This is a genomic window from Nostoc sp. (genome assembly GCF_036917815.1).
In the GTDB taxonomy this organism is placed as follows: Bacteria; Cyanobacteriota; Cyanobacteriia; order Cyanobacteriales; family Nostocaceae; genus Nostoc.
In genome coordinates, this window is sequence record NZ_JBALEK010000023.1 from 16,517 (window position 1) to 41,894 (window position 25,378).

Here is a 25,378-nt window from a genome sequence, read left to right on the forward strand (position 1 = left end):
AACTAAGGTTTCATCAGAATTGACAACAACAAAAACGGGAAGTTTGAACATTGGTTCAGTTAATATAGAAATCCTTGCACCAACACCTGAATTAAATTTAGGTGGTGCTGGAGGAACAGATTTACAAGGAAGGCGATTAACTTCTAACTCATGGGTTAAGAAAGCCAATCAACCCAACTTAATGTAACCTTTGCTCTTTTAACAACAAATGAGCATTGTAATACTTAACAGAAGACTCTACGATAAAAAAGGAGCCTAACTTAGGCTCCTTAATAAAAAAACTGGTAATGTAATTGTGACTACTTAACAGTCACCTTACCGCCAGCTTCTTCGATGCGCTTCTTAGCATCTTCAGCAGCATCCTTAGCAATACCTTCTTTAACTGCCTTGGGCGCAGCTTCCACCAAGTCTTTAGCTTCTTTCAGACCCAAACCGGTCAATTCCCGGACAATCTTCAGCACGGCAATCTTCTTATCTGCTGGAACTGATTCGAGAATTACTTCAAACTCGGTTTGCTCAACAACTTCCTCAACAGCAGCAGCAGGACCAGGACCTGCGAATGCTACACCAACAGGTGCAGCAGCACTCACGCCAAAAGCTTCTTCAATTTGCTTGACTAACTCAGAAGCTTCCAGCAAAGAGAGAGTTTTTAGTTGTTCTAAAATGTTATCGGTTGCAGCAGACATTGATATAACTCCTGTAATTTTGATTATTTATTTGTCATCGGTCATTGGTCTTTAACTATAGACTTTTGACTCTTGACTGATGAGTTGCGAAGTCTATTCAGCAGCAGTTTCGGTACTACTATCAGCTTCAGCAGTGGTTTCGGTGTTGCTATCTTCGACAGCAGCGCTTTCAGTGCTACCACCACTTTGCTCTTGGTCGGCCACAGCCTGCAAAGCACGAGCCAGTGAACCAGGAACTTCGTTGATACCCACAGCAATCTTGGTAGCCAAGGCATTGATAGCTCCAGCAATTTGGGCTATCAGTTGTTCCTTAGATGGCAAGTCTCCTAGTATCTTGACATCCGGTTCTTTCAGTAGGCGACCTTCCAGAACACCACCGCGAAGTTCAGTCTTCTTGGTGACTTTTTGGAATTCTTGGTATGCCTTAATTGCCGATGAAAAATCTTCTTTTACCAGCAAAAAGGCGGAAGAACCGTTGAGCAATTCTGACAAAGGTTGCCATTTTTCATCATCTTTAATGGCAATGCCCATCAGAGTATTCTTCGTCACCTTACAAACAGTGCCACTGGGACGCAGCCGCCGCCGTAAGTCTGTGATTTCCGAAACTGTTAGCCCCTGATAGTCAATTACCAGTGCCAGAGTTGACTCACTCAAAGTTTCTTTGAGGTCAGCTACTATCTCTTTTTTATTTTCTAGTGTTCTACCCATTTCAATCTCACCTCCTTAAAACAATCGGTGATTGCCCTACTTGTGCGTTTTTTCTCAACCTGAACCAAAACAACAAACCCCAGCTAATATAGCCGGGGTTGAGTAGTAAGACTCGTGATGCCATCGTTATCACACCTTTACGCATGATGATTTTGACAATTAGAGTTTTAACCTCGGCAGGATATTTAAGCTGTTAGCACCTGCTGTCTCCGGCTTTGCCTATTTAATTAGGTACTGGTGATTGGGTATTGGGTACTGGGTATTAGATAGTGAAGATGTGGTATTACCCCCAGTCCCCAGTCACCAATCCCTAGTCACCAGTACCTTTTACGCTGCTCCGCTCAGTTTCAAATCTCGTAGGGCGCTGATATCAACTTTAATTGATGGCCCCATAGTGGCTGACACATAAAATGTGCGCCAATAACGACCTTTAGCTCCTGAAGGACGGTTACGGTCAATGGTCTCTTGCAATGCCTTCAGGTTGACTAACAAATCATCAGGCGAGAAAGTTGCCTTACCAAACATAACATGAACAATACCAGTTCGATCAGCTCGGAATTCTAATTTACCAGCTTTGAATTCGGCGATCGCACCTGCTAAATCAAATGTCACGGTTCCACCCTTGGGCGATGGCATCAAACCACGCGGACCGAGCAATTTACCCAGCTTTGCCACCTGTGGCATCACATCGGGTGTGGCAATCAGCTTGTCAAAATCCATTCTACCTTTTTGGATTTCGTCAATCAGTTCTTCTGACCCGACTATATCAGCACCAGCGTTGCTGGCTTCGTTGACCTTTTCGCCTCTGGCTATCACCGCCACCCGCACGATTTGTCCTGTACCTTTGGGCAGTGCTACCGTTGTCCGCAGCTGTTGGTCTGTATACTTGGGGTCAATTCCCAACCGGATATGTGCTTCAGCAGCTTCGGCAAATTTAGCTGTCGCTGTGTCTTTAAGAAGGGCTAAAGCCTCTAAAGGATGATAGTCCTTATCTTCTACTTTTGCTTGCAGTCCCTGCAAACGACGTGATATTTTTGGCATTTGTTCTCCTGGGGTAATTCCGAAGCTTCGCCTCTCCCCCGATAATTTTTAATTATGAGTCCTTTGTCCTTTGTCATTTGCTAGTTTTTTGCTAATGACTAATCCGTGACTGTGATGCCCATATTTTTAGCCGTTCCTGCCACAATCTTCATTGCCGCGTCGATGTCGTTGGCATTAAGGTCGGGGAGTTTCGTTTGGGCTATTTCTTGCAATTGTACTTTGGTAATTGACCCAACCTTCTTTTTGTTGGGTTCATTGGAGCCTTTTTCTACTTTCGCCGCCTTCCGAATCAACACTGATGCTGGTGGCGTTTTGAGTACAAATGTAAAACTCCGGTCTTCAAAAACCGAAATTTCTACAGGTATTACCATTCCAGCTTGATCGGCTGTTTTGGCATTATACTCTTTGCAGAACATCATGATGTTAACGCCGTGTTGACCCAATGCGGGACCCACTGGCGGTGCTGGGTTGGCTTTTCCAGCATTCAGGGCCAGTTTAATGACCGCCACTACTTTCTTCGCCATTTGTATTTAGCTCTGTTTCTCTACCTGATTAAATTCCAATTCTACTGGTGTATCCCTGCCGAAAATTGAGAGCAAGGCTTTGAGCTTACTCCGTTCTGGAGAGACTTCAATCACCTCGCCTTCAAAGTCTTTAAATGGACCAGAAAGCACCATTATCTTATCACCAGTAGCCATGTCAATTTTAAGAACCGGCTCTTGTTCGCTGGTTTGTTTGAATATACGTTCAACTTCTGAAGAACTCAATGGTATGGGGTTGACATGACCGCGACCCTTACTACTACCACGTTTTTGTTCTGAACCGACAAAATTAATTACATGGGAGGTGTTTCTTACCACCTGCCAGGTATCATCATCCATCATCATCCGCACCAGCACATAGCCAGGGAAAACTTTTTCATCTGTATGCTGGCGACTGCCATCTTTGCGGATTTTCACCGCCGGCGTGTGCGGAATTTCCACCTGGATAATTTTGTCAGCTACATCAAAAGTTTGAATGCGTTGCTCTAAGTTAGTCTTTACACGCTTCTCACAGCCGGAGGCTACTTGCACTGCATACCAGCGTGCTTCTTTTGACGCTGCTTCTGCTGTTTCTGCTGTTTCCTCTGACTGCAACATTGAGTTGCGTGGTTCATCTGTTGCAAAACTCATTAGAACACCTGTTTTGCTGCCCAACGAAACAATCCATCGACCAAGTATATCAAAGATGCGGACAGTGCCACCATTAACAACACAGCAGCAGATTCGCTCACTATCTGTTTGCGACTGGGCCAAACTACTTTTTCAAGTTCTTCTTTGATTCCCTGTATGAAGTTGTTAAAGCTAAACCCAGTAGTTTCTGGCAATTCTGCTTCACTTTTTTTGGCCACGACCGTTTATCCCCCATTTATCACTCAATTTTGGATTTTGGATTTCGGATTTAACCCATGCCTTTAGGCAAAGGTGGTTGATTTTAGATTTTGGTTTGTCGATTTTAAATTTCTTCTTAATCTAAAAACTCAAATCTAAAATTCCTTTATCCCGGTTTGCAGTTTCGACTCTGTTTCACTACTGAAAGCAAAACAACTACAAATACAATAAGTTTACCCGAAATTATTAACGCTAACTGCTATGTTAGCAGCTGCGTAATTATTTCGGGCTTTGTTTTTTGCTCTTGAGCGCGCCCTGGAGGACTTGAACCCCCGACATCAGGTTTTGGAGACCTGCGTTCTACCAACTGAACTAAGAGCGCACAAGCTGTTTTTTATTCACTCATTGCGCTGAACTAAATTTCAGTTTAACGCAACACGCGATTTCTATCATACCTCAACTTTGTCGGGAAAACAAGTTAGCGGCAGATGCCGCTTTCGGCTTGAGATTTCTCCCATAATGATTGAAGGACGAATCACAAAGGGCGGTCAAACCGTTGCTTGATTCGGGTTGCCTTACCTACGCGATCGCGGAGATAATAAAGTTTAGCACGGCGGACTTTACCACGACGTAATACTTTGATGCTGTCAATCCGGGGAGAATGCAACAGAAATACCCGCTCAACGCCCACGCCTTGGAAAACCTTACGGACTGTAATAGTTTCGTTGATGCCGCCATTACGCATGGCAATCACTACTCCCTCGTAGGGTTGTACGCGATATTTTTCGCCTTCCTTGATTTTTACTCCCACTTTTACGGTGTCGCCCACATAAATGTCGGGCAAATTCGATTTTATCTGTTCCGCTTCAATGGAGCGGATAATCTCTTGAGCATTCATAGTCTTTCTGTCTGCTTAAAAAAACTCCCAATCATCAATCATAAATCGATAATCCTATTTCAGTCTACTTGTTGGGATTGATAATTTTACTGATCCGACAGCCTAGAGATCAAAGTTATATTGCAGAATGCTGTACCACAGGGGGAATTTTATGAAATTTAGCGTCGTCATCAGTACCTATAATCGCTTGAATTTGCTGCAAAGAGCAATTGACTCGGCTCGTAACCAAACAATGGAGTGTGAAGTGGTTGTTGCTGATGACTGTTCATCTGATGACACCCAAGTATATCTCCAAAGCTTAGGGGACAAGATTGTTTACCATCGTAACGAGGTGAATCAAGGTCATGCAGCAACGGTAAATGCTGGAGTTGCTAAAGCTAGCGGCGACTGGATTAAGTTTTTAGATGATGATGACTATTTAGCGCCCAACTGCATAGAAGAGATGGCAAAGGCGATCGCACTTTGTCCCGATGCTGTAATCTGCTCTTGTGTGGCGGCTCAGGTGGATGGCAATGAAGTCGAACTCTCTCGCACCCCCCAAGTTGGCCCCGGTTTAGCTTTTTATATCCCACAAGCCGATATTCACTATGGTATGCTTTTAGAGCTTCTGCCCTTTGGCACACCCGTACAAGTAGCTTGTCGGCGTGATGCTTTTCTGCAAACTGGCGGTTGGGACTCCACACTCGATGCTAACTGTGATGACATCGATTCCTGGATTCGGATTGCCCAGTTTGGCGATGCTATTTTCTTCAATCAGTGTCTTGCTTACCGGACTATCTGGCCGGGTGCGTATAATCAAAAGTTTTCTTTGTCTCGGCGGTTGTCAACAAATATTTTGATGAAGGAGAAAATTTACGCCTTGGTAAATGACCAACATCGCTCAAAGATTCCCGTCTTTCAAGATATAAAAAATTACCTAACACTTCATTGGATTTTAGTAGCACTAAAGCAAAAAAATATCAAGAGTTTTCTTTCAATGATCGATCTGTCTATACTTTCTCCTCAGTCTTGGAAGTTTTTGCTAACTGCTGTTTCATCACGCCGCTCTCAAGGAAACAATTCTCAAGTTCGCAAACTTGTATTGATTGAGTCCTAATTTTTTCAGCGTTACAAACTTAGCTTTTACAGAACAAATTTGAAAAAGAATGTCACAAGGGAACAACCAGCAAAGCTTGTCTAATAGCGATCGGATTCAGAACTAATAGTTGATGATATCAGAAAATCTAAGCTGTTCCACATTTAACTTGCATAATTAGGGCGCTCATGTTGCCTACCCCACAGGAGTTCTATGAATTTTGGATCTGCAAATTAGATGTGGTTTAGCTTAGTATACCGATAACTGTCTAAATGTTAAATCTGAGCGAGAGAAAATCAGTAGACGTTAGTGTTAAGAGTAAACATTGGGAGAAACCCTATTTAGTAGTGATATGATAATTTCTCCTTTATTGCCTGGTTTTAGCTGTATTGTAAACCAGTTTTTTCCTGTATAAATTTTAGGTTAAATGGAAAAACAAATCTCAAGTAACGCATTAACTAAAGTCCAAGTACTGATTATGGCGATCGCCGCTGGTGTCTGTGTTGCTAACGTTTATTATAATCAGCCAATCCTCAAAAATATTGGATCATCTTTTGGAGTCAGTGAAGGCGAAGCGGGTAGCATCTCTGTGCTTACCCAAGTCGGTTACGGTCTTGGGCTTTTCTTTTTAATCCCCTTAGGCGATAAAATCAACAAGAAAAAATTAATTCTTTGCTTATTGATATGTTTGTTCTGTTTGTTGATATTCATGGCATTTTCACAAAACATCGTCCAAGTTTGGATATTGAGCGTAGCAGTTGGGATTGCGACAGTCTCCGCTCAGATTATTCTTCCTTTAGCAGCAAGTATAGATAGAGTAACTACAGGTCAAACAGTAGGCAATATTTTTACTGGTATATTGATTGGAGTTTTAGGAGCAAGGGTTTTTAGTGGATATATTGCTGAATGGTTGAGTTGGCGTTATGTATATGGATTTTCAGCAGGAATGATTTTAATTGTTATTGCTTTACTAAAAATATATTTGCCGAATGTAAAAAATGAATTTAATGGTTATTATTTGGAATTATTAAAATCAACACTTCAGCAATTAAAACGGTTTTCATTATTAAGAGAAGCGTCTTTAATTAGCGGGTTATTATTTGGTGTATTTTGCTCATTTTGGACAACGCTAACTTTCCATTTAAGCGGAGTGCCTTTTAATTTCCAATCTGACACAATTGGGATGTATGGCTTTGTGGCGATCGCAGGCGCATTGATGGCACCAGTTTTTGGTAAACTAGCCGATCGAGGTAACTCCCAACGTTCTTTGACTATTGCTGTATCGATGGTGATTGCAAGTTTAGTGATTGCTAAAATTGCTGCTAATTCTGCACTGGCGATCGCTGTTGCTGTATTGTTACTAGATGTAGGTGTACAGGCAACCCAAGTTACCAATGTCGCCAGGATATACACTCTTGATCCTCAATCGAATAGTCGCATCAATACAGTTTACATGACTACCTATTTTATCGGCGGTTCTATAGGTACTAGCATTGGTTTATTATGCTGGAATCTTGGTGGCTGGAATTTGGTGACTTGGCAAATGTTAGTTTTTACTTTGATCGCATTTTTTATTATCGTCAGACCGAAAATAACTACTCCCTCTGGGCAATGAATGGAAGTATGCAGCTTTTAGAGTACCAGAAAAAAATATCAGTAGCAACCTGCCAACGATAAATTTTCCACATATAACCGGTATATAGCGGTTCCCATTCAGATGCAGTACAACGTTACATCACGAGGTGTAGGGGCACGGCAATGCCGTGCCCCTACGGGTGTACCTCACGTAAACGATAACTGCTATAGCAATCTTATTTAATTTGTGAGAATTGCAACCCGCAGATCCCCGACTTCTTTGATAAATCGGGGATATTTTTTCTCACGAATGATTCAAAGGTCAACTATATTTTATCAGGCGTAAGCCCTCTAGTCGGATAGCTTCAGGATAGAGAGCTTTATAAATATTGCAATTTGGAGATTGAATATCGTAACGACCTGTAGCCTTAAATGTAGCTAGAGGACAACCTCCTGTACACCAATACTTCCACTCACATGTCCGACAGCCTTCTTTTTCCTCAACTGACAAATTTTGAATACCTGTTTTATCTTGGCGCACAACAGTTAAAGGATCTTGAGTCTCAGATGAAGATACAGTTTTATGTAGCTGCATTTGGCATTTAGCAATTTGCCCTTTGTAATCAAATACGAGATAGCTTTGCCCAACTCCACAAGTTCGTTTATGAGGAGATGCTAAATTAGCACGGTCAATCAATGAACCTAGCAAACTTCGATTAGGTAATTTCAATTCAATAACTTTGAACGCTGCCAACATTCCCTCAATCAGCCGAGATTCTTCTAATTGCAAGTCTTCGTAAGAAGCTGAAAGTTCATTTTCACGATAGAAATTTAAACTAAATGGTAGATTATATTCTAATATCCATTCCAGAAGATCGGCTAATCCTTCTGCATTCCGCCCAGTAACCGTAATGGAAATATCTGGTATTAGACGATTTTGCAAAGCAATTTTAATACCTCGTTCAACATCTGGAAACGATCCCTTTCCGCCTGCGTAAGAACGTTGGATATTATGGAAATCTGATAATCCATCCAGTGAAATCATCAGACGCAGATTCAATCTTTGAAGCATCTCAATAATCTCAGGTGTAATCAATGTTCCATTACTGAGAACGACTCCATCTAATATGATGTCTGTTTCTTGGCTAAGGGATTGAGCGTACAAATGGAGATCCTTAATTAAAGAAGAGCATAGTAATGCTTCTCCTCCTGCATATTTCAGTTTGACGCGGCGGTAATGATTTAAGGCAGCAGAGCGAAATATAGATTCAATAGCTGCTTTACCTATATCTATTGACATATCCTTTGCTACATGAGGAAGGTAGCAGTAATCGCATCTTAAGTTACAGCGATCGGTGATATGTAACCATGCTGTTAAAGTTTCTGGTATTTCATTTAGATGAAATGAGTAATTATTATTAGGTACTATTAAACGGGCTTGATATAGTTCCTGAATGGCTGTATGTAAGTCTATTGGGTCAATATAAGGATACTCTGTTGCAATATCATCTAATTTATGAGAATTTGTAAACTGATTAAGTAAATATATTGCTGATTGATTGAGAACTGCTACTTTATGATGAGTACCATAACAGATAGAATAAGTATCATCTAAAATCATCATCTGCGAGTTAGGAACTCGCACAAACTCTGTCTCCAACATCCCCAAAGATAATCGGATATCTGAGCTTAATTCAGCTAAAGGAGATAAGTCACAGGCACAATCCCCTCCATCACAATCACATTGCCCAGTTGCTACGTAGGTAGAATTGAGAGAAACTAAAATTTGGGGTCGATCATTTTTTTTACTAAGCATGAGAAAATGGCTCTTTTGTGGCACGTATTCTAGTCAAAAACATTTGTTGATCACACCATTCCTTGAGAGCTTTATGATCTTTCCACTGAGATTTGAGTTGTTGGATCAGGGTTTTAGAAAGTTCTATAGGCAAACGTTCGATTTTCTTTTGGAGCATATTTAGCTCATGTTGGATTGAATACGGCCCGAAACCCCCATGCTGAAAGATTTTGGGTATTCCTTGAGCATATTTACTAAAAGCAAAATCGTAGTTAGCTTGTTGAAATGCAACATCACCTTCTATCCGTAATATACGGCCAAAGTATAGTGTATGGATATTTTGATATGATTGGAAGCGATCGCTAAGTTCTTGTGCATAATCTGAAATATGCTCGTAGGCTTTGGCATAATAATCAAACTCAGCTTTACCTACAAGGCTGTCAATGGCATATCGCGTGTCATTGTACTCTAAACTAGTCTGATAAGAGCGCTCGTTGAGTATTAGAGCTTGTTCTTGTAGAGTGCGATCGCACCTTTGAAACCCAAGATGCCAACAGACACTAGCAGCTTGGTGCAAAATTCCAGGTAATTCCTCTTCAATTCCGTATTTCTCTGCCAGTTTCAGGCTTTCTTCTAAAGCATCTTGAGCAAGACTTAGTAAATTGAGATCCCATTCTACCTGTGTCACATCCCAAACGGCTTCATTTATTACCTCGGCACTAAACCACTGATTTAAACCTAATTGAAAGTATGCCCTACACAATATTCGATTATCGTTTTCCTCATTGTCGCAACGGCTTAATGCTCTCTCAAGTAACTGTTTAGCTTTCACATAGTTACCATTCTCTACCAAAATAGTAGCAGAGGCAATTTCGGCGTTGGCTATTTCGCGTTCACTCTCAACACTCGACCACATATCAATAGCAGCCTTAAAACATTGTTCAGCCTTTACGTAATCTTTTTCTCGCCCATACAAAAATCCCAAGTTATTTTGAATGCTAGCCATAACTTGAGTTAAGCCTTTGTCAGGAGTATCAACTTCCATCGCCGCATCCCAACCTAGTTTGTAATATTTTTCAGCTTCCTCAAAGTTGTTGAGTTGTCGATGCAGATAACCAACTTGGTTAGCTACCCTAGGAATAGCAGATGATAGCTTCTTACCTTGAACTAGGGATAAACACTCTTGCTGATATTTCAAGGCTTCGTTATAAAGATGTAACTTGGTATTTAGCATTCCCAAGACATTATAAATATCTGCTTGAAGAGAAGAATTAGAAGATTGTTCCGATAGCATTACCTCTAGCTTTCTCACCTCATCTTCTGTTGTACTCTTATCTTTAAGGGCATGAACAATCTTTGATTGAAAAAGAATCAGTTCAGATTTTTGAGCAGTTTCTAGGTCTTTTTCAAATTCTTTTGCAATTTCCACCAATTGTTTGACAAAGCTAAATTTTTTAGCTTGACTGCGTATCCTTTCAGTAACTTTATACCAAGTTGCGAAGCCCTTGGTTGGATCGGCATATAAAGCATTCCAGAGCCATCGCCTAGTATTGAATTCCCGCAGTTGTTTCACTTCTTCAATCAGAAACTCGATATTAGCGACTTTCTGAGAATCATCAGAGTGACGTTGAACCTCCAATATCCTTTTTTGTGGACTTAAATCATAATCTTTTTGCTCGAAATATTTAGCAGCAATCCGACTATCTCGTTTTCTCAATTCCTGATCTGGGTCAATATCTGTCCATACATATTTCTCAACTAAGTCTCTCACAATATCATGCAATGATATTTGAGAACCACCCATTACTGGTTTGATGAAAAAGTAACTCTGTGCATCAATAAATAATTTTTGAGCCTCTTCTGTAGATAGTTCTAATAAATTAGCAATATCAGAGCTATCTAATGGATAGATGCGTGAAAGTAAGATGGTTAGTCTATCCATTGATGTCTCAAGCTGTGTAATATGTCGAACCATCTCAGCTTCAAATCCACCAGTTTTTTCTAACCTCTCTGGAATAGTTTCTATATCTTCACTCTCTAACCAATCTGGTATGACTTCCCGATAAGCATACTCTACTCCAAATTCAATCATTATCGGGCTACCACCAGAAAGAATGATGATCTTTTTAGCCAATTCTTTTCCAATAGTAAAATGAAGCTGCTCCTCCTTGGAAAGAATATATGTTTGCACATCTTCATTAGTAAATTCATTTAATTCTAAACAAGTTAATTCTTCTTTTTTGAATGACTTTTTCAGAACTTGACGAGCAATACTAGGGCGGCCTGCTAAAATAAATACGGCATTATCTAGTTGATGGCATAAATCGCTAATATATTTCCAAACTTCCTCTCTTACGTCTGCTTGTCCTAACTTCTCAACTGTATCAATTATAAATACTAGTCTCTGTTGGCTGGATTTTCGATTAATTTCATCGACCAAGAACTTTTCAAGTTGTCTACGTTCTTGTTCGTATGCAATTCGACCAAGGCGGTTTTCATCTTCTCGCAGTTGTCGTAACTGGAGCAACCATTCTTTATATGTAGAATCGTATAATTGTTTGGCGATTTGAGTGTATAAATCTTCTGCATCATTAAAAACAGGCATATCGCAATCAATAATTTCACTTGTCCCAATCTCAACTTGATTTAGGCGCGATTGTAATGCTTGAAGCAACCAAGTTTTGCCAATCCCACCTCTACCCTCCACCAAAACGACATGGAGATTAGGTTCTTGAACCAGGGAAATGATTCGATTTAGATGTTCTTCACGACCAACAAATTCTAATTTATCTAGTTCAGACATAATATAGGACTCCTATTTGATTTTTGCAAAAACTCAGTACATACTTATTCCCTATTCCCCATTCCCTAGTTAATTATTTTGAATGGCTTCATCAAGCTTATGAATTAAATATCTATAGGGTGCATCATTATATTCCTCATTGTGCAGGTAGTAATTGACAACAAACTGAAATTCCCAGTCTGTTTCTACTTCAGATTTCAGCGTAGAAAGAAATTCATGGATTTGCTCTCGATCTGTATTGCGGAATATTCCTAGAGTCTCTTCAACAGTTTTATCAAAGAAAGTTTTGCGGAGGTTTTGTCGATAAGCCAGACTATCAGCACCACGATTGATAAATCCAGCGTGTTGCTGAAGAGTTTGAAAAAAATACTGCATAGACCAAGTACCTGCGTCAGCAGAATTATTCTTTAATTTCAGTTCATCAATATACTCCCGGCAGATTTTAGCTGCTTCCTTACAAAGCTCTTTAAAGCTCTCAGGCGAACTTTCTCGGAGAAGACCAATAACTAGTAGCCGCCGTGTCATACCATCTTTTATAAACGCTTTCTCACGACTGAAAATAGATGTCTTTGTCAGTTCAATATTTAATTTATGACTATCACCACTGAAAGGTAACTGAAATCTCTCAACGGCTTGCTTTAATACCCAATGACCATTTAGTATGGGAAATATACTCAATTTTTCAATGGATTCATATAGATGATTATTTTCTTTAGTCAAACTTTCTTTAATCTGATCTCTACATTTTTTGAGGTTTTTTTCCCATAATTGATTGCCATAACTGTTGAGAAACAAATTAACTGTGTAACCACCCCCTCGATAAACTTTTAGTGCTTCAGCAATTCCCCCTGGATGTCCGCCAGTTAAATATAGTAAGTGTCCTGCTAGTAGAGCAAGACTTTCAGAAGTCATTTCGATTGACTTGAGATATTTGGTTGCTGTATCTTCAATCACTTCCCAGTTAAAAGGAGGGAGTGTTAGTTTTTTAAAAGTCCGAGCTAAGGGGAGATCAATTAGACAGCGAGCTGCAATAATAACTCGAATTCTCCCGGAATTCTCTTTAAAGAACTGTAATTCTTTCAAACATTTTTGAATTCTACATTTAAATTCCTCAAGGTCATTAAAAAGTTCATTTAAACGTTGGTTTTTTGGGGCGCTTCCATCAAGATCAATTAGCAGCACAATACCTTTTTTTCCCTGAGATTGCCATTTAGCCCAATTTCTATGCAATAGTAAGCCTAAACGCTCTCCCCAATTTAATTCATGCCCTTGTTGGGGCGTAAGTTCTAGAGAACTTGCTAATCGTTTTTCTAGGTCATCAATACTTTCATAACTAGACATAGAAGCATAAGCACAACACCATTGTAAATCTTGAAAACGCACCATTACCTGTTTGAGAAATTCTGTTTTTCCGTAACCTTCAGGAGCAGTTACCAAACGATAAACAGGAGAATTAATTGCTGTAATCTCATTAATTGCAGCATCTCGATTAGTGAATGGAATTTTATCAAGCTCAATCTCTATAGATTGTTTATTTAGCTGGGTTAACTCTAATTCAGCTTTTTCTATTTCATCGAATTTATCGTCAAGATACCTTTGCAATTTATTTTTATCTACATCATTAAGCGTCCGCATTATTTGTTTGCCGATACTTTCAATATCATTTTTTAAATGAGCTATTAACTGCTCTAGATGGTTCTTTCGTAAATCTGAAGAATTTGTCATTGCATTATGGCATTAAGTTTGTTTTCTAGTTGCTCAAGTTCTTGTAGTATGCTATCGATTTGGCGTTGGATGATATTGCGATCGCCAGCACTAAGTGTATAGTTAAGCTGATTGTAAGCTATCTCATAATCACTACTTATAACGTCAAATCTCTCTTGTAAAGTTTTAATTTTAAGTTGCTGCACTCGGCTTAGAATCCTTTGGATATGTGCATTTGACGACATCGACAAGGCGATTTCATCCCATACTTTGATTAATACATCCGCCGGAATCATAAAAGCAGTTTTGGTATCTTCTCGCCGCTTCTCCGCCGCTACAGCCATACCAACCACTGCTGCAAGGGTTTCATCCCATATCGGCGCACCACTAAAACCCGGTTCTATCCTGTAACCAGTTACCTTACTGTCTTCCAGTTGCACCCATCCCTTTCCTTGGCTGTCTCGCAGCACCCCTGTAGCCCAAACGCCATCATTGTGTCCGTTAGGAAAACCAAATATGCGAAAAGGATGCTCCCAAATATTGCTAGCTGAGATTAGCTTGATAGGTTGGGCTTCTTGAGGCAACTGCCCTTCTATTTGCAACCCAGCAATATCTTCAGGTTCAGAAGTTGATGAATTGCTGATAACAGGCTGCCAAAAAAGAACTTTAGCTTTTAGTTTTTGCCCTGATGCAATTAGGGGGAAATCCAAGTAAATATCATTACTAGGAGCTTCAACTATATCCTCTGGTAAAGATAGGGCTGAGGTAACAACATGAGCGCATGTCAGGATGTAATTTCGAGTTCGCCCAGAGACTAAAAAACCGACACCAACTACCGCGCCATTAGGATGAAAAATCCGCGCGATCGCAGACCGAAAAGTTTGAATATAATTATCTGGAATCGCTACCATGCTATGCCTTATTTTGCTTCCATTTCAAGGTAATTTCGTAGTTAGCTTCACCACCCACAGAAGTAAAAACCGCACCTGCAACAGCATTTAACTTAATACCAAATTTCACCTCTACCTCATCGGCAGGTGTATTAAGCTGACTCAGTTTGGTGATAATTGCTGAAGCTACAGGTTGTATTTGATCTAATACCTCATCAAATTTCTTTTTAGCTTCAACTACCATTTGTCCTGTGTCTGCTCTGGCAACACGTACAAGAGCATTGCTATTTTCTGGCTCATCAACTTCGGCTAAAAACTTCGTGCCATCTTGGAGAGAAAATTCTGTGATTTGTTTCCGATTCATGGTGAAACCTGTTATTTTGAACTAATAGTTTTTTGTAATTCGTAAGGGTTTTAGATATTTACAAGGGGTGGTTTATAAAGCTAACTTTTCCTGGTACGTAGTCAGCAATTAAGTGCTTAACGCAACAGCTAAAGTGCTGACTACAAACTTATTTACCTAGCATAGTTGAATTGACAGCCTACTAGAAGTTTGTGAAGTTTCTAAATAAACTGACCAACCTCTTGCTGCTTGAGGATTACAAGCTGGTTGACTGTCATGCAATAGATTTAACAATTGTTATATTAGTTATATCTCTAGCTTGACTTCAATTAGTAATTATACGGACTCAGCTAAAAAATTACTTGAATCTACCTAAGTAGGCAAAAATAAATTAACCTATATTACGCAATGTAAATTTAATTAAATTTTCTCGTAGTAATGCTACATAAACCACATCTATTTTGAAAACCATACTTTTTAAAAGTAGTGGGAGCATCTTGCTCCCCTATTGTAGTAGCGGGCATCTTGCCCGCACTACTCCAGATTTCAAAATGGACGAGGTTTAGCAATCCATGTAGGAGTTACGAACAAAAAGATCCCCGACTTCTTGAAAAAGTCGGGGATCTGAGCCTGTATAAATTAGAATGAATATGTGTTGAAGAGTTAATTGAATAGCTGGTTGTCGGAAGTACTGAGGAATTTTTACTTGCAAACAGTCCATTAATTCGGAGAACACTTGGCACAAAAATCAGGACTGAATTTACAGTATTGGCTACCTGTCAACTGGTAAGCTGTACAATAAGGAAAACTGGTAAGTTCAATTTTGGCTGCTTGTAATTTGGAACCATTCGGTAGCACTTCAGTAAGTTTGGTTTTATCAGCCAGAAGGATAGCTAAAAGCTTAGGTAACGCCATGCAAGCAGCAATATTTAGCAGCGTTAGCAATATAGCGTCTATCAAATTCATAGGTAATCTATCTCCTGTGAAAAATAGGCGTAGGCGTAGCGCGTCGTAGACATCGCTGTTATTAGATGCAAACACAATCATTGCTTGCACTCTATGTAAATCAACTTTAACATAAATTTTTGTAAATATAAAGGTGGAATTCCTGGAATTATCATACACAGAAGGGAATGTGGATAATAAGGACGGTGATTGTAGCAGAATAACAAAATAAGCTGTAAGAACGATCAGTTTAAATCTTTAGGTAAGATGTTATGTCAAAAACCCAAACCGCCTCTTCTTTTTTATCTAACATCAGTGAGGGGGAACGGCAGGCATTAAAGCGGTTGGTAGATTACACAAATGTAGAATCGCTGCCAGAAGTTTGGCCTTTGGCAGCTCAACAATTTGGTGATGTTGTCGCCCTCCGCAACCCTCACGCCAAACCAGAGATAGTGATTACTTATACCCAGCTAGCAGAGCAAATCCAACTATTTGCTACTGGGTTGCAGGCGTTGAGAGTAAAGGTAGGCGATCGCATTTCCCTAATTGCTGACAACAGTCCTCGCTGGTTTATTGCCGATCAAGGCATAATGACTGCTGGAGGGGTTGATGTGGTGCGTAGCTCCCAAGCGGAAAAAGAAGAACTGCTGTTTATCATCGCCAATAGTGGCAGTACCGCGATCGTCGTTGAGGATTTAAAAACACTTAAAAAACTGCAAGAACGTCTCAATGATTTACCAATTCAACTGGTAATCTTACTTTCTGATGAATCACCACCGACAGACCAAACCCTAAAGGTGCTGAACTTTACCCAGTTGCTCGAAATTGGGGTAAATCATAATTTTGTGCCAGTCAAGCAAAATCGTGATGCCCTGGCAACCCTAATTTACACCTCTGGCACTACAGGCAAACCCAAGGGTGTAATGCTGTCTTATAACAACTTGATGCACCAAATAATAAGTTTTGGGACAGTATTGCAACCGAATGTGGGCGATATCGTTCTCAGCATCCTACCTTCCTGGCATAGCTACGAACGAACTGTTGAATATTACCTACTATCTCAAGGGTGTACGCAAGTTTATACCAACTTGCGCTCTGTGAAAGGGGATTTGAGACAATTTAAACCCAACTACATGGTGGGTGTACCCCGGCTGTGGGAATCGATTTATGAAGGAGTGCAAAAGCAATTCCGCGAACAACCAGCAAATAAGCAACGCCTAGTTAACTTTTTATTGGGTATTAGCGAGAAATATATCAAAGCGCGGCGAGTTGCTCAAGGGTTGAATTTAAATAATCTTCATGCTTCAGCCATTGAACGATTAGCAGCTAGGATACAAGCATCAGCTTTATTACCCCTCCACACCTTGGGAGAACGCCTGGTTTATGCCAAAGTGCGGGAAGCCACAGGAGGAGAAGTTAAGCAGATGATTAGCGGCGGTGGTGCCCTTCCCAGACACATCGATAACTTCTTTGAAATTATTGGTGTGCAGATTTTGCAAGGCTATGGCTTGACAGAAACTTCTCCTGTTACCCATGTGCGGCGTCCTTGGCGAAATTTGATTGGTGCATCAGGACAACCACTTCTGGCCACAGAAGCTAAAATCGTCGATCCTGAGACCAAAGCGCCTCTACCAGTAGAGAAGCGAGGTTTAGTATTCTTGAGGGGACCACAGATTATGCAAGGCTATTACCAAAATCCCGAAGCGACAGCGAAAGCAATTGACGCGGAAGGTTGGTTTGATAGCGGCGATTTGGGTTGGCTGACACCACAAAATGACTTGGTGCTGACTGGCAGGGCGAAGGATACGATTGTATTGACTAACGGGGAAAACATCGAGCCACAGCCGATCGAAGATGCGTGTTTGCGATCGCCATACATCGATCAAATTATGCTCGTCGGCCAAGATCAGCGCAGCCTGGGAGCCTTAATTGTCCCCAATATCGAAGCTATAGAAAAATGGGCAGCAAGTCAGAGTGTGACACAGAACGATCAGGTAACTTCCTCAGATAGTCAAAAAATTGACTTGGAGAGTAGAATGATCCAGGATTTATTTCGGCAAGAATTAAATCGGGAAGTGCAAAATCGTCCAGGATATCGACCGGATGACCGCATTGGAACGTTTAAACTGATTCTGGAACCGTTTTCCATCGAAAATGGTTTGATGACGCAAACACTAAAAGTTCGACGACATATCGTAACGGAACGCTATCACGATATTATTGACGGCATGTTTGCCTGATAATTGATTCCACCTGCTAACTGTAAAGAGTGAACGTGAAATGTTTATGGATGCCTCCAAATCTAATTTGCTTCTGAAACGCGTCGTTAACGTCAAAGTTATTGTGACTCCTCTCTGGAAAGAGGAAGTACAACAACAGCTGCAAACGCAGATCAACCAACTCGATCAGCAACTACAACAGCTAGACGTTGAAGGACAAAGAGCGATCGCGGCAATTCAAAAGCAGAGTCTGCAACCACCTGGCCCCCAGACCCTCCAACAAATTGACAATATCCAACTCCAAGTCAATCAAAAGAAAAGTGAATTCCTAGAGCAGAAAAATCAGTTGCTGCAAAACCTCCAGCAAGTGCAGTTTCTCCAGCAAGATCAGGAAGTCAACCAATTCCAAATGGAAGGCTTTTTTCGGGTAGAAACTGGTGATAACCTGATTAGCAAAATGCAAGTCGAAATCATTCTGCGCGATGGCGTTGTAGAAGAAATTCGCGGCGACATTTAAAAAGTTAGGAGTTATGAGTTATGAGTTTAAATTCCTAACTCCTGTACAGACGCGATTAATCGCGTCTCTCCTAATTCCTCACTCCAGCCCAAACAATTTGCCACACTGGAGGAGAGCTAATAAAAAGCGATCGCCCAAAGGTGGTCATCTCAACTCGATATCTAACAGTACCAACTGAATCATTACCCCGCTTGATTTGCGTAATCGTCACAAAGGACTGATTTCGTTGCGGATAAGCTACCTCTACCTTTCGCGTTCCTCCCACTCCTATGTCCTCAAAAGCATTCAGGGCAAGGGTAGCAGGATCGCTACCTTGGAGAGATGAGTTAAGCTTTTCTAAAGGTATAGTTTTATAATCGGAACGCTCTCGGTATGCCACAACCTCTTGAGACTGATGTATTGCTAGCACCTGCTGGGTTTGCCCATTAGTAGTCTCAACAATCTGTGCAGATGGCTGGCGCTGGATAATATAAACTCCAGCACCAGCAGTTGCAAAGACACTTAATATCACAATCAAAAAGAATTTCAACTTTGCCGACATAAAAGTAAACAGGAATTTCAAATAGGTTTATTACCAATTTTGAATTCTAGATTGAACTGCATCCCATATCCTCTACCTGTGAGAAGCTCTTCTATCTTAAGCAGTAGTTATGAGGAATATGAATAGCACATCCCATTTAATCTCTAAAACAAGATCGACATATTGGCGAACCATTGAGCATAGCTCTCCAGCCAGAATGTAAATATTGCCAGTGCGTTCATCGATTCAGACTATAAAAATCGCTAAAAACAGACTTGTAACATTTTGACAAAGGATAAAACCAGGGTAAGCTCATCTAACTTGGTGTAATTTTAACTTGATCAATTAAATAAGATCATCCTAAAGGAGTGTGTGAAAAACTTTAGATCAGTCGTAGAATCACTCAAGTGTTTTCTAACATGAAAATATGGTAATTTTACGCATAGTCAGTTTGGGATTGCTTTTTGCTACCTTTCCAATGTTTTTGCTGCTAACCGGCAAAGGTCGATTTTTGCTCAAATCGATGGTAGTGCAGATCAAGCAGGGAATTGGGAGTTTACTAAAAAATCTCAAATTATGGTCTTTTAATGACCAAGAGTCTCGTGGAGCATCATCTAAATTTCCAGTTGATCCAAAGCCTAAAAGGGAGGAATCTGGTTATGTAAAACCTAACGGGCTGGTATCAAAACTTTCAAAAACTATCACAATTGCTGCGATCGTTGTGGCAGCAGTAATAGCTGGAAATACTGTATCTGCTCAGGTTACGGCGTTACCACCTCTAGCTTCTCTCAAGACCGTTTCGGTTCGAGAGCCTGATAATCTTGGAGACTTTGTAAAAGACAAAGTAGCCGCCATTAAGTTAGGAAAGGCTCTTTTTTGGGATATGCAAGTTGGTAGCGATGGACTAACCTCCTGTGCTACTTGCCATTTCCATGCCGGAGCCGACAGCAGATCAAAAAATCAGATATCTCCTGGTCTGATGCGGATCAACGCCGATGGCACAGAAAACCCAGATACGGTTTTTAATGTCGGCGGTGGGCCGAACTACCAGCTCAAGCCAGAAGATTTTCCCTTTCACAAGTTGTCAAATCCAAATGATCCGACAACAGTTGTGTCTGACCGGAATGATATCGCCTCCTCCCAAGGAGTTATCAATACCAAGTTTGTTGATGTAATACCTGGTAATGCAGAAGACCAAGTAACGCTTCAACCAGATCCCGTGTTTAACGTGGGAGGTATAAATGTACGTCGCGTCGAGCCACGTAACGCGCCAACTGCGATTAATGCAGTATTTAACTTCCGCAACTTCTGGGACGGTAGGGCGCAAAACATCTTTAATGGAGTGAATTCCTTTGGTTTGAGAGATTCTCATGCTTCTGTCGTGAAAGCACAGACTCCAAATCAGCTAAAATTTGTCAAAGTCAGCCTCAATAATTCGTCTTTAGCTTCTCAAGCAGTCGATCCACCACTTAGCTCCTTCGAGGAATCTTCTGATGGTCTTACCTTTCAAGAAATAGGTGATAAGTTCGGATCAATTGATCACAAATCCGCCAGCGTTGGCAAGGGTAAGAAGCTCCCCAGAAAACTTGCTAAAAAGTTATTTCCTCTGAGACCGCTAGGGAAACAACTTGTGCATCCACAGGACAGTGTTTTAGGTACAGATAGCAGATGGCCTGAACCTGGACTGAGAAATGAAAGCTATGATCGCCTAATTAAAAATGCCTTCAAGCCGGAGTGGTGGAAGTCTAATCAACTGATTCAAATTGATGCTAACGGTGTGAGAACTTTTGTTAAGAAACCGGATCGCTCTTTGGAAACCAATGAGTACAGGTTAATAGAGTACAACTTCTCGCTATTTTTTGGGCTGGCAATTCAAATGTACGAATCTACGCTCATCGCTAACGATACCCCACTTGATCGCTTCTTGGAAGGAAACACCACTGCCCTAACTGGGCAACAGCAACGGGGGAAACAACTGTTCGAGGGTAAAGCTCAATGCAACCTTTGTCATAATGGGGCAGAACTTAGCAGTGCTTCTGTGAGTTCTGTGCAGAAACAAAGGATTGGGATTCTTAACATCCCTAATTTTAGTAGATTCGTCTTTGACAATGGCTTTTTCAATATCGGCATCAGACCGACATTAGAAGATGTTAGTGTTGGAGCTAATGACCCATTTGGGAATCCGCTTTCGGAAACGAAACTGGCTCTACTGGGAACTTTCCAGCAACTTCTCGGTTCCCCATCCAACACCACAGTTAGCTCTAAGGACACAATACTTGCGGATGGCAGTTTCAAAACTCCTGGACTCCGCAATGTCGAACTGACTGCCCCTTATTTCCACAATGGTGGTTCTTTAACTTTGCAGCAAGTGGTAGACTTATACAGTCGTGGCGGAGACTTCCGCCAGCAAAGCGCCCTTGCCGTGTTGGGACTAACTGAAGCCGAAAAAAATGACTTGGTAGCCTTCCTCAAATCGCTCACTGATGAGCGAGTCCGCTATGAAAAGGCGCCATTTGATCACCCACAACTGTTTGTTCCAAATGGACATCCGGGTGATTCTACATACGTGATCAATGATGGTACTGGCAAAGCCACAGATAGTCTACTGGAAATTCCTGCTGTTGGTAGTCATGGTGGTAATGGCACTCCAAATTTCCTCGTCACTTCCAGACAGTGGTAAATAGCGTATAATCGCTAACCTGACAACATTTGCAGCAATGGGGAGCTTTTGGTGGGGAAAACCCAGCAAAAGCTCCCCAAGCTACGAGAGTTAATGGTGCGATTTGGCGATTTGTCCAATCGGAATTTCAATCCAAAATTCTGTACCTAACCCTGGCTGAGAATCACATTTCAAAACTCCACCGTGTTTATCAACAACAATCTGGTAACTAATTGATAACCCCAAGCCAGTGCCTTTTCCCACTGGCTTAGTTGTAAAAAATGGATCGCAGATTCTCGCCTTCAGAAGCTCCGGTATTCCTGGACCATTGTCTGCAATGCGAATTACTACGCTTTTGACATTGCCTTCAAGTTCTCCGACAGCAGTACGGATGGTAATTTGACTGCTATGAGTTTTTGATTGAGATTCCCTATAATCTTCTAAAGCATCGATGGCATTGCTTAAAACATTCATAAATACCTGATTTAGTGGTCCTGCATAGCAGTCTACTAAGGGAAGGTGACTATATTCTTTGACTAATTTAATCGCCGGACTTTCCGGTTTTGCTTTCAAGCGATGCTGCAAAATTAGTAAGGTGCTATCAATGCCTTCGTGAATATCAACTGGCTTTTTTTCTGCCTCATCAAGGCGCGAGAAATTCCGTAAACCCAAGACAATTTGCCGGATGCGATCAATTCCAACTTTCATGGAAGATAAAGTTTTGGGCAAATCCTCGATGAGAAATTCTAAGTCGATCTCAAATGCGCGATCGCGAATCTCAGGGCTAGGGTTAGGGGTATTTTGCAAATAGAGGTCTAGTATACCAAGTAAATCTTGGGTGTAATCGTTGACATGATTAATGTTGCCATAAATGAAGTTTACCGGGTTATTAATTTCGTGGGCAACACCAGCTACGAGTTGACCCAGTGAGGACATTTTCTCAGTTTGGATCAGTTGGGTTTGAGTTTGTTGTAAATCATGCAAAGCTTGAACTAGCTTTTGAGTCTGCTCTTTGGTTTGATTATGTAATTGGGCTTGTTGGAGTGCAACTCCCAGCTGATTGGCAATTTGAGTAATAAATTTAATTTCTGAGGCTTCCCAATGGCGGGGTGCAGAATTCTGGTAAGCTGCTAGCAAGCCCCATAGCTGTTGTCCAATAAATATGGGCGCGATCGCATAAGCCCTTGCTTGAATTTGCTCTAGAACTGCAACATGACATTGAGAGTGGCCAACTTGATAGATGTCATCAACTGCAAAGGTTTCATTGTGACGATATCGCCCACCTTGAGTTTCCTGCAAATAGCTATCTTGCCAAACTGTCTTGGTATGATCGCCTACTAGCTTTACCCAGCGATCGCCCACAGACTCAGCAATATATTCACCGCTCCAATCAGCCTGGAAGCGGTAGACTGCAACTCGATCCGCTTGTAGTGATTTACAGATTTCTTGGGTGGTTGTCTGAAAAATTGCATCTAAGTCTAAAGATTCTCTAACTTTCGCAACCACTTCAAACAATACCCGTTGTTGTTCTGCTGCTTGTTGCAAATCTAAGGCCTGTTGTCGTGTCTGAGTCAGTAATTCAGCTTGCTGGAGTGCTACCCCCATTTGAGCTGCAATCTGACTAAGAAAGTTAACTTCAGAAGCTTTCCATTGCCGGGAACCAGTGTGTTGATAAGTTGCCAGCAAACCCCAAAGTTTTTGCCCAACAAAAATCGGCGCAAGCACAAAAGCGTGAATTTGAAACTGCTCTAGATTCTCGATATGACACTGATTAAATCCCATTTTGTAGATGTCATCGACTGCAAATGTTTCATTGTTGCGGTAGCGTCCTCCTTCTGTATCTTGTAAATAGGTGTCATTCCAAATTGTATTAATACCTAGTTCAGACTCATTCGACCAGTATGGGCTAGCAGCCTCAAAATCCCCGACAAATTCACCACCCCAATTAGCATCAAAACGATAAACAGAAACGCGATCGGCTTTGATTAATTGACAAACCTCTTTAGTTGTGGTTTGAAAAATCGTATCTGTATCCAGAGATTCCCGAATCTCGGCAATAACTTTAAACACAGCCTGTTCTTGTTCAGCTGTCCGTTTTAACTCAAGTGTGCGTCTTTTAACTTGTTTTTCTAAATTTTCATTGAAGACTTGTACTTGTTCATTGAGTTCACACTGCTGAATTGCCGAAGCAAAGTATTTACCGAGGTTTCTAGCCAGTTCAATCTCTTCAACCGTCCATTTTTGAACTTGTGCTTTTTTAGATTCGCGCCAAACCTCAAAGGATTTCCGGGGGTACAGCTGCCTTTGATCGCTGTCATACTGCCCCGCCCATAGGGTTTCTGTATCTACTTCGTTGCGGAAAATACTTAAGTAGCCCAACAGCTGCTGACGATACTGGAGTGGAATCATTAATATACTGCGAATTTTAGTTGGTTGAAAAGCAACTTGTAAACTTCGCAACCCAGGAGTGTCATGTATATCTGAAATCGCCCAAACATCGTAGTTACTGGACTTGTAGTGTTCCTGCCAGATACTATACTGCTCTATAAGTGGATATATGGTTTGTTCTGGCATCACAGGTTGCTGTCCACAGATATAAAGCTTGATACAAGTATTTCCTGGTATTAAGCATTCTGTTAAGCTGCTCAGGTTGCCATTGTCGAAATCAAAAGCTGCATTTCTAATGCAAAGTCTACCACCAACACCATTAAAGGCAGTAACAGCCGTTTCTAGGGCTGGTTGTAATACAATCGTCGGGAGTGAATGTAGTAGGGTCGTAATGCGGTTAACGATCGCTTCCCGTTCGGCTGTTTTGCGGACTTGAGCCAGAATGGTACTTTGAGCGATCGCCACTGACAACTGATCTACTACCATCTGTAATGCTTCTAGTTCATATTCTGAAATCAAACGCGCTTGGGAATTATGAGACACCAGCAGCCCCCAAAGTTCATCTTGATAGAGAATAGGGGTTACTACAGAGGACTTTACCCCCATTGCCGTCAAATATTCAATATGGCAGGAGTCTACAGGGCGGTAACGGATCTCCTCTGAAATCGTTTCTCCATTATCCAAATCACGCAGGTAACTTTGACCAATTTCTTGAGTATCAACATTCACAACAGAACGCACCCGTGATTTGATAAATAGTTCACGGGCGCTGAGGGGAATATCGTCAGCAGGGAAATTCAGCCCCAGTAGCGACGGCAACCGATTTTCATAAATTGATTCAGCAATCACTTGACCGCTACCATCGGGATGAAATTTGTAAATTATCACTCGGTCAGTTTTTAAGAGCGATCGCATTTCTGCCGTCGTCACTGTGATAATTTCTTCCAACTCTAAGCTTCGCCGGATACGGTTTGTAATCCGGCGTAGTAAACTTTCTTCATGACTACATAAGGGCAAATCTTGTTCAGGATTGGAGGTCATTGTTTATAGCAAAATAAATTAGTAGTTTGCAAACTGACATAATTAAATATAAAGACATTTTGAAATTTATTTGAGGAATTTGTCTTCAGTAAAACTACGGTCAAATTACTAGTAAAAATATTTATTTCCCTTTTCTAGAAATTCAGCAAAAAATCATAAAAACAGACGCTAAAAGAATCGCGTCTGTACTAGCTAAAAGAG

The 25,378-nt window shown here is 41.0% G+C and carries 21 protein-coding genes, 1 tRNA gene and 1 other annotated feature; of the genes, 6 read left to right on the forward strand and 16 right to left on the reverse strand.

The window, feature by feature from the left end; translation table 11 throughout:
* Nucleotides 1-19: 19 nt before the first annotated feature.
* Nucleotides 20-187, forward strand: coding sequence for a hypothetical protein (locus V7K97_RS06480; protein WP_334799953.1), 168 nt, complete (start codon nucleotides 20-22; stop codon nucleotides 185-187).
* 112 nt (nucleotides 188-299) lie between these two features.
* On the opposite strand, the gene rplL is transcribed toward V7K97_RS06480, so the two are convergent.
* From rplL to rplS, 8 genes are all read right to left on the reverse strand, one after another.
* The gene (gene rplL, locus V7K97_RS06485; RefSeq protein ID WP_292743931.1) at nucleotides 300-686 is read right to left on the reverse strand and encodes a 50S ribosomal protein L7/L12; all 387 of its coding nucleotides are present in this window, start codon (nucleotides 684-686) and stop codon (nucleotides 300-302) included.
* Nucleotides 687-779: 93 nt separating this feature from the next.
* Nucleotides 780-1,394: a 50S ribosomal protein L10 gene (gene rplJ / locus V7K97_RS06490; protein WP_334799954.1), complete on the reverse strand. Its 615-nt coding sequence runs from the start codon at nucleotides 1,392-1,394 to the stop codon at nucleotides 780-782.
* Between the two features lie 62 nt (nucleotides 1,395-1,456).
* Nucleotides 1,457-1,625, reverse strand: a sequence feature (ribosomal protein L10 leader region).
* A gap of 96 nt (nucleotides 1,626-1,721) precedes the next feature.
* Nucleotides 1,722-2,435, reverse strand: a complete 714-nt coding sequence (gene rplA, locus V7K97_RS06495) for a 50S ribosomal protein L1 (protein WP_334799955.1) — start codon at nucleotides 2,433-2,435, stop codon at nucleotides 1,722-1,724.
* A gap of 98 nt (nucleotides 2,436-2,533) precedes the next feature.
* Entirely contained in the window at nucleotides 2,534-2,959 is a 426-nt protein-coding gene (gene rplK, locus V7K97_RS06500) for a 50S ribosomal protein L11 (protein ID WP_334799956.1), read from the reverse strand.
* A gap of 6 nt (nucleotides 2,960-2,965) precedes the next feature.
* On the reverse strand, nucleotides 2,966-3,607 hold the full coding sequence (gene nusG / locus V7K97_RS06505; RefSeq protein ID WP_334799957.1) for a transcription termination/antitermination protein NusG: 642 nt from the start codon (nucleotides 3,605-3,607) through the stop codon (nucleotides 2,966-2,968).
* Nucleotides 3,607-3,825, reverse strand: a complete 219-nt coding sequence (secE, locus tag V7K97_RS06510; protein WP_334799958.1) for a preprotein translocase subunit SecE — start codon at nucleotides 3,823-3,825, stop codon at nucleotides 3,607-3,609. Before secE ends, nusG begins: the two co-directional genes overlap by 1 nt.
* Nucleotides 3,826-4,114: 289 nt before the next feature.
* Nucleotides 4,115-4,187 (reverse strand) — tRNA-Trp (locus V7K97_RS06515).
* A 153-nt stretch (nucleotides 4,188-4,340) separates the two neighbouring features.
* A complete protein-coding gene (gene rplS / locus V7K97_RS06520; RefSeq protein ID WP_273766612.1) occupies nucleotides 4,341-4,703 on the reverse strand; it encodes a 50S ribosomal protein L19 in 363 nt (120 codons plus the stop codon).
* A gap of 151 nt (nucleotides 4,704-4,854) precedes the next feature.
* On the opposite strand from rplS, the gene V7K97_RS06525 reads away from it, so the two are divergent.
* Both V7K97_RS06525 and V7K97_RS06530 read left to right on the forward strand, forming a co-directional pair.
* Complete coding sequence (locus V7K97_RS06525; RefSeq protein WP_334799960.1) at nucleotides 4,855-5,799, forward strand: glycosyltransferase family 2 protein; 945 nt, start codon at nucleotides 4,855-4,857, stop codon at nucleotides 5,797-5,799.
* Nucleotides 5,800-6,205: 406 nt separating this feature from the next.
* A complete protein-coding gene (locus tag V7K97_RS06530; RefSeq protein WP_334799961.1) occupies nucleotides 6,206-7,393 on the forward strand; it encodes an MFS transporter in 1,188 nt (395 codons plus the stop codon).
* Between the two features lie 282 nt (nucleotides 7,394-7,675).
* On the opposite strand, the gene V7K97_RS06535 is transcribed toward V7K97_RS06530, so the two are convergent.
* The 6 genes from V7K97_RS06535 to V7K97_RS06560 all read right to left on the reverse strand — a co-directional run bounded on the left by V7K97_RS06535 (nucleotide 7,676) and on the right by V7K97_RS06560 (nucleotide 15,935).
* Nucleotides 7,676-9,169: a radical SAM/SPASM domain-containing protein gene (locus tag V7K97_RS06535; RefSeq protein ID WP_334799963.1), complete on the reverse strand. Its 1,494-nt coding sequence runs from the start codon at nucleotides 9,167-9,169 to the stop codon at nucleotides 7,676-7,678.
* The gene (locus V7K97_RS06540) at nucleotides 9,162-11,951 is read right to left on the reverse strand and encodes a tetratricopeptide repeat protein (protein WP_334799964.1); all 2,790 of its coding nucleotides are present in this window, start codon (nucleotides 11,949-11,951) and stop codon (nucleotides 9,162-9,164) included. The genes V7K97_RS06535 and V7K97_RS06540 overlap by 8 nt, the downstream gene beginning before the upstream one ends.
* 69 nt (nucleotides 11,952-12,020) lie before the next feature.
* Nucleotides 12,021-13,676 (reverse strand): hypothetical protein, encoded by a 1,656-nt coding sequence (locus V7K97_RS06545; protein ID WP_334799965.1) that lies wholly within the window; start codon nucleotides 13,674-13,676, stop codon nucleotides 12,021-12,023.
* Nucleotides 13,673-14,566, reverse strand: a complete 894-nt coding sequence (locus V7K97_RS06550) for a trypsin-like peptidase domain-containing protein (RefSeq protein WP_334799966.1) — start codon at nucleotides 14,564-14,566, stop codon at nucleotides 13,673-13,675. Before V7K97_RS06550 ends, V7K97_RS06545 begins: the two co-directional genes overlap by 4 nt.
* Before the next feature lies 1 nt (nucleotide 14,567).
* Nucleotides 14,568-14,909, reverse strand: a complete 342-nt coding sequence (locus tag V7K97_RS06555) for a CU044_2847 family protein (protein WP_334799967.1) — start codon at nucleotides 14,907-14,909, stop codon at nucleotides 14,568-14,570.
* A 699-nt stretch (nucleotides 14,910-15,608) separates the two neighbouring features.
* On the reverse strand, nucleotides 15,609-15,935 hold the full coding sequence (locus V7K97_RS06560) for a hypothetical protein (RefSeq protein ID WP_334799968.1): 327 nt from the start codon (nucleotides 15,933-15,935) through the stop codon (nucleotides 15,609-15,611).
* Nucleotides 15,936-16,105: 170 nt separating this feature from the next.
* On the opposite strand from V7K97_RS06560, the gene V7K97_RS06565 reads away from it, so the two are divergent.
* A complete protein-coding gene (locus V7K97_RS06565; RefSeq protein WP_334799969.1) occupies nucleotides 16,106-18,073 on the forward strand; it encodes an AMP-dependent synthetase/ligase in 1,968 nt (655 codons plus the stop codon).
* 46 nt (nucleotides 18,074-18,119) lie between these two features.
* On the forward strand, nucleotides 18,120-18,569 hold the full coding sequence (locus tag V7K97_RS06570; protein WP_334799970.1) for a YlqD family protein: 450 nt from the start codon (nucleotides 18,120-18,122) through the stop codon (nucleotides 18,567-18,569).
* Between the two features lie 70 nt (nucleotides 18,570-18,639).
* On the opposite strand, the gene V7K97_RS06575 is transcribed toward V7K97_RS06570, so the two are convergent.
* Entirely contained in the window at nucleotides 18,640-19,110 is a 471-nt protein-coding gene (locus V7K97_RS06575) for a hypothetical protein (protein ID WP_334799971.1), read from the reverse strand.
* A 406-nt stretch (nucleotides 19,111-19,516) separates the two neighbouring features.
* Between V7K97_RS06575 and V7K97_RS06580 the strand changes: the two genes are divergently transcribed.
* Nucleotides 19,517-21,769 carry a cytochrome-c peroxidase gene (locus V7K97_RS06580; protein ID WP_334799972.1) on the forward strand — a complete coding sequence of 751 codons (2,253 nt, stop codon included), beginning with the start codon at nucleotides 19,517-19,519 and terminating at the stop codon, nucleotides 21,767-21,769.
* A 90-nt stretch (nucleotides 21,770-21,859) separates the two neighbouring features.
* Here the strand turns inward: V7K97_RS06580 and V7K97_RS06585 are convergent, their stop codons facing one another.
* The gene (locus tag V7K97_RS06585; protein ID WP_334799973.1) at nucleotides 21,860-25,177 is read right to left on the reverse strand and encodes a GAF domain-containing protein; all 3,318 of its coding nucleotides are present in this window, start codon (nucleotides 25,175-25,177) and stop codon (nucleotides 21,860-21,862) included.
* Between the last annotated feature and the right edge of the window lie 201 nt (nucleotides 25,178-25,378).

Excerpts from the sequence above, each read along its gene's own strand:
- rplL (WP_292743931.1), bottom strand. The coding sequence starts at position 686 with ATGTCTGCTGCAACCGATAACATTTTAGAACAACTAAAAACTCTCTCT.
- rplJ (WP_334799954.1), bottom strand. The coding sequence starts at position 1,394 with ATGGGTAGAACACTAGAAAATAAAAAAGAGATAGTAGCTGACCTCAAA.
- rplA (WP_334799955.1), bottom strand. The coding sequence starts at position 2,435 with ATGCCAAAAATATCACGTCGTTTGCAGGGACTGCAAGCAAAAGTAGAA.
- rplK (WP_334799956.1), bottom strand. The coding sequence starts at position 2,959 with ATGGCGAAGAAAGTAGTGGCGGTCATTAAACTGGCCCTGAATGCTGGA.
- nusG (WP_334799957.1), bottom strand. The coding sequence starts at position 3,607 with ATGAGTTTTGCAACAGATGAACCACGCAACTCAATGTTGCAGTCAGAG.
- rplS (WP_273766612.1), bottom strand. The coding sequence starts at position 4,703 with ATGAATGCTCAAGAGATTATCCGCTCCATTGAAGCGGAACAGATAAAA.
- V7K97_RS06525 (WP_334799960.1), top strand. The coding sequence starts at position 4,855 with ATGAAATTTAGCGTCGTCATCAGTACCTATAATCGCTTGAATTTGCTG.
- V7K97_RS06530 (WP_334799961.1), top strand. The coding sequence starts at position 6,206 with ATGGAAAAACAAATCTCAAGTAACGCATTAACTAAAGTCCAAGTACTG.
- V7K97_RS06535 (WP_334799963.1), bottom strand. The coding sequence starts at position 9,169 with ATGCTTAGTAAAAAAAATGATCGACCCCAAATTTTAGTTTCTCTCAAT.
- V7K97_RS06540 (WP_334799964.1), bottom strand. The coding sequence starts at position 11,951 with ATGTCTGAACTAGATAAATTAGAATTTGTTGGTCGTGAAGAACATCTA.
- V7K97_RS06545 (WP_334799965.1), bottom strand. The coding sequence starts at position 13,676 with ATGACAAATTCTTCAGATTTACGAAAGAACCATCTAGAGCAGTTAATA.
- V7K97_RS06550 (WP_334799966.1), bottom strand. The coding sequence starts at position 14,566 with ATGGTAGCGATTCCAGATAATTATATTCAAACTTTTCGGTCTGCGATC.
- V7K97_RS06555 (WP_334799967.1), bottom strand. The coding sequence starts at position 14,909 with ATGAATCGGAAACAAATCACAGAATTTTCTCTCCAAGATGGCACGAAG.
- V7K97_RS06560 (WP_334799968.1), bottom strand. The coding sequence starts at position 15,935 with ATGATTGTGTTTGCATCTAATAACAGCGATGTCTACGACGCGCTACGC.
- V7K97_RS06565 (WP_334799969.1), top strand. The coding sequence starts at position 16,106 with ATGTCAAAAACCCAAACCGCCTCTTCTTTTTTATCTAACATCAGTGAG.
- V7K97_RS06570 (WP_334799970.1), top strand. The coding sequence starts at position 18,120 with ATGGATGCCTCCAAATCTAATTTGCTTCTGAAACGCGTCGTTAACGTC.
- V7K97_RS06575 (WP_334799971.1), bottom strand. The coding sequence starts at position 19,110 with ATGTCGGCAAAGTTGAAATTCTTTTTGATTGTGATATTAAGTGTCTTT.
- V7K97_RS06580 (WP_334799972.1), top strand. The coding sequence starts at position 19,517 with ATGGTAATTTTACGCATAGTCAGTTTGGGATTGCTTTTTGCTACCTTT.
- V7K97_RS06585 (WP_334799973.1), bottom strand. The coding sequence starts at position 25,177 with ATGACCTCCAATCCTGAACAAGATTTGCCCTTATGTAGTCATGAAGAA.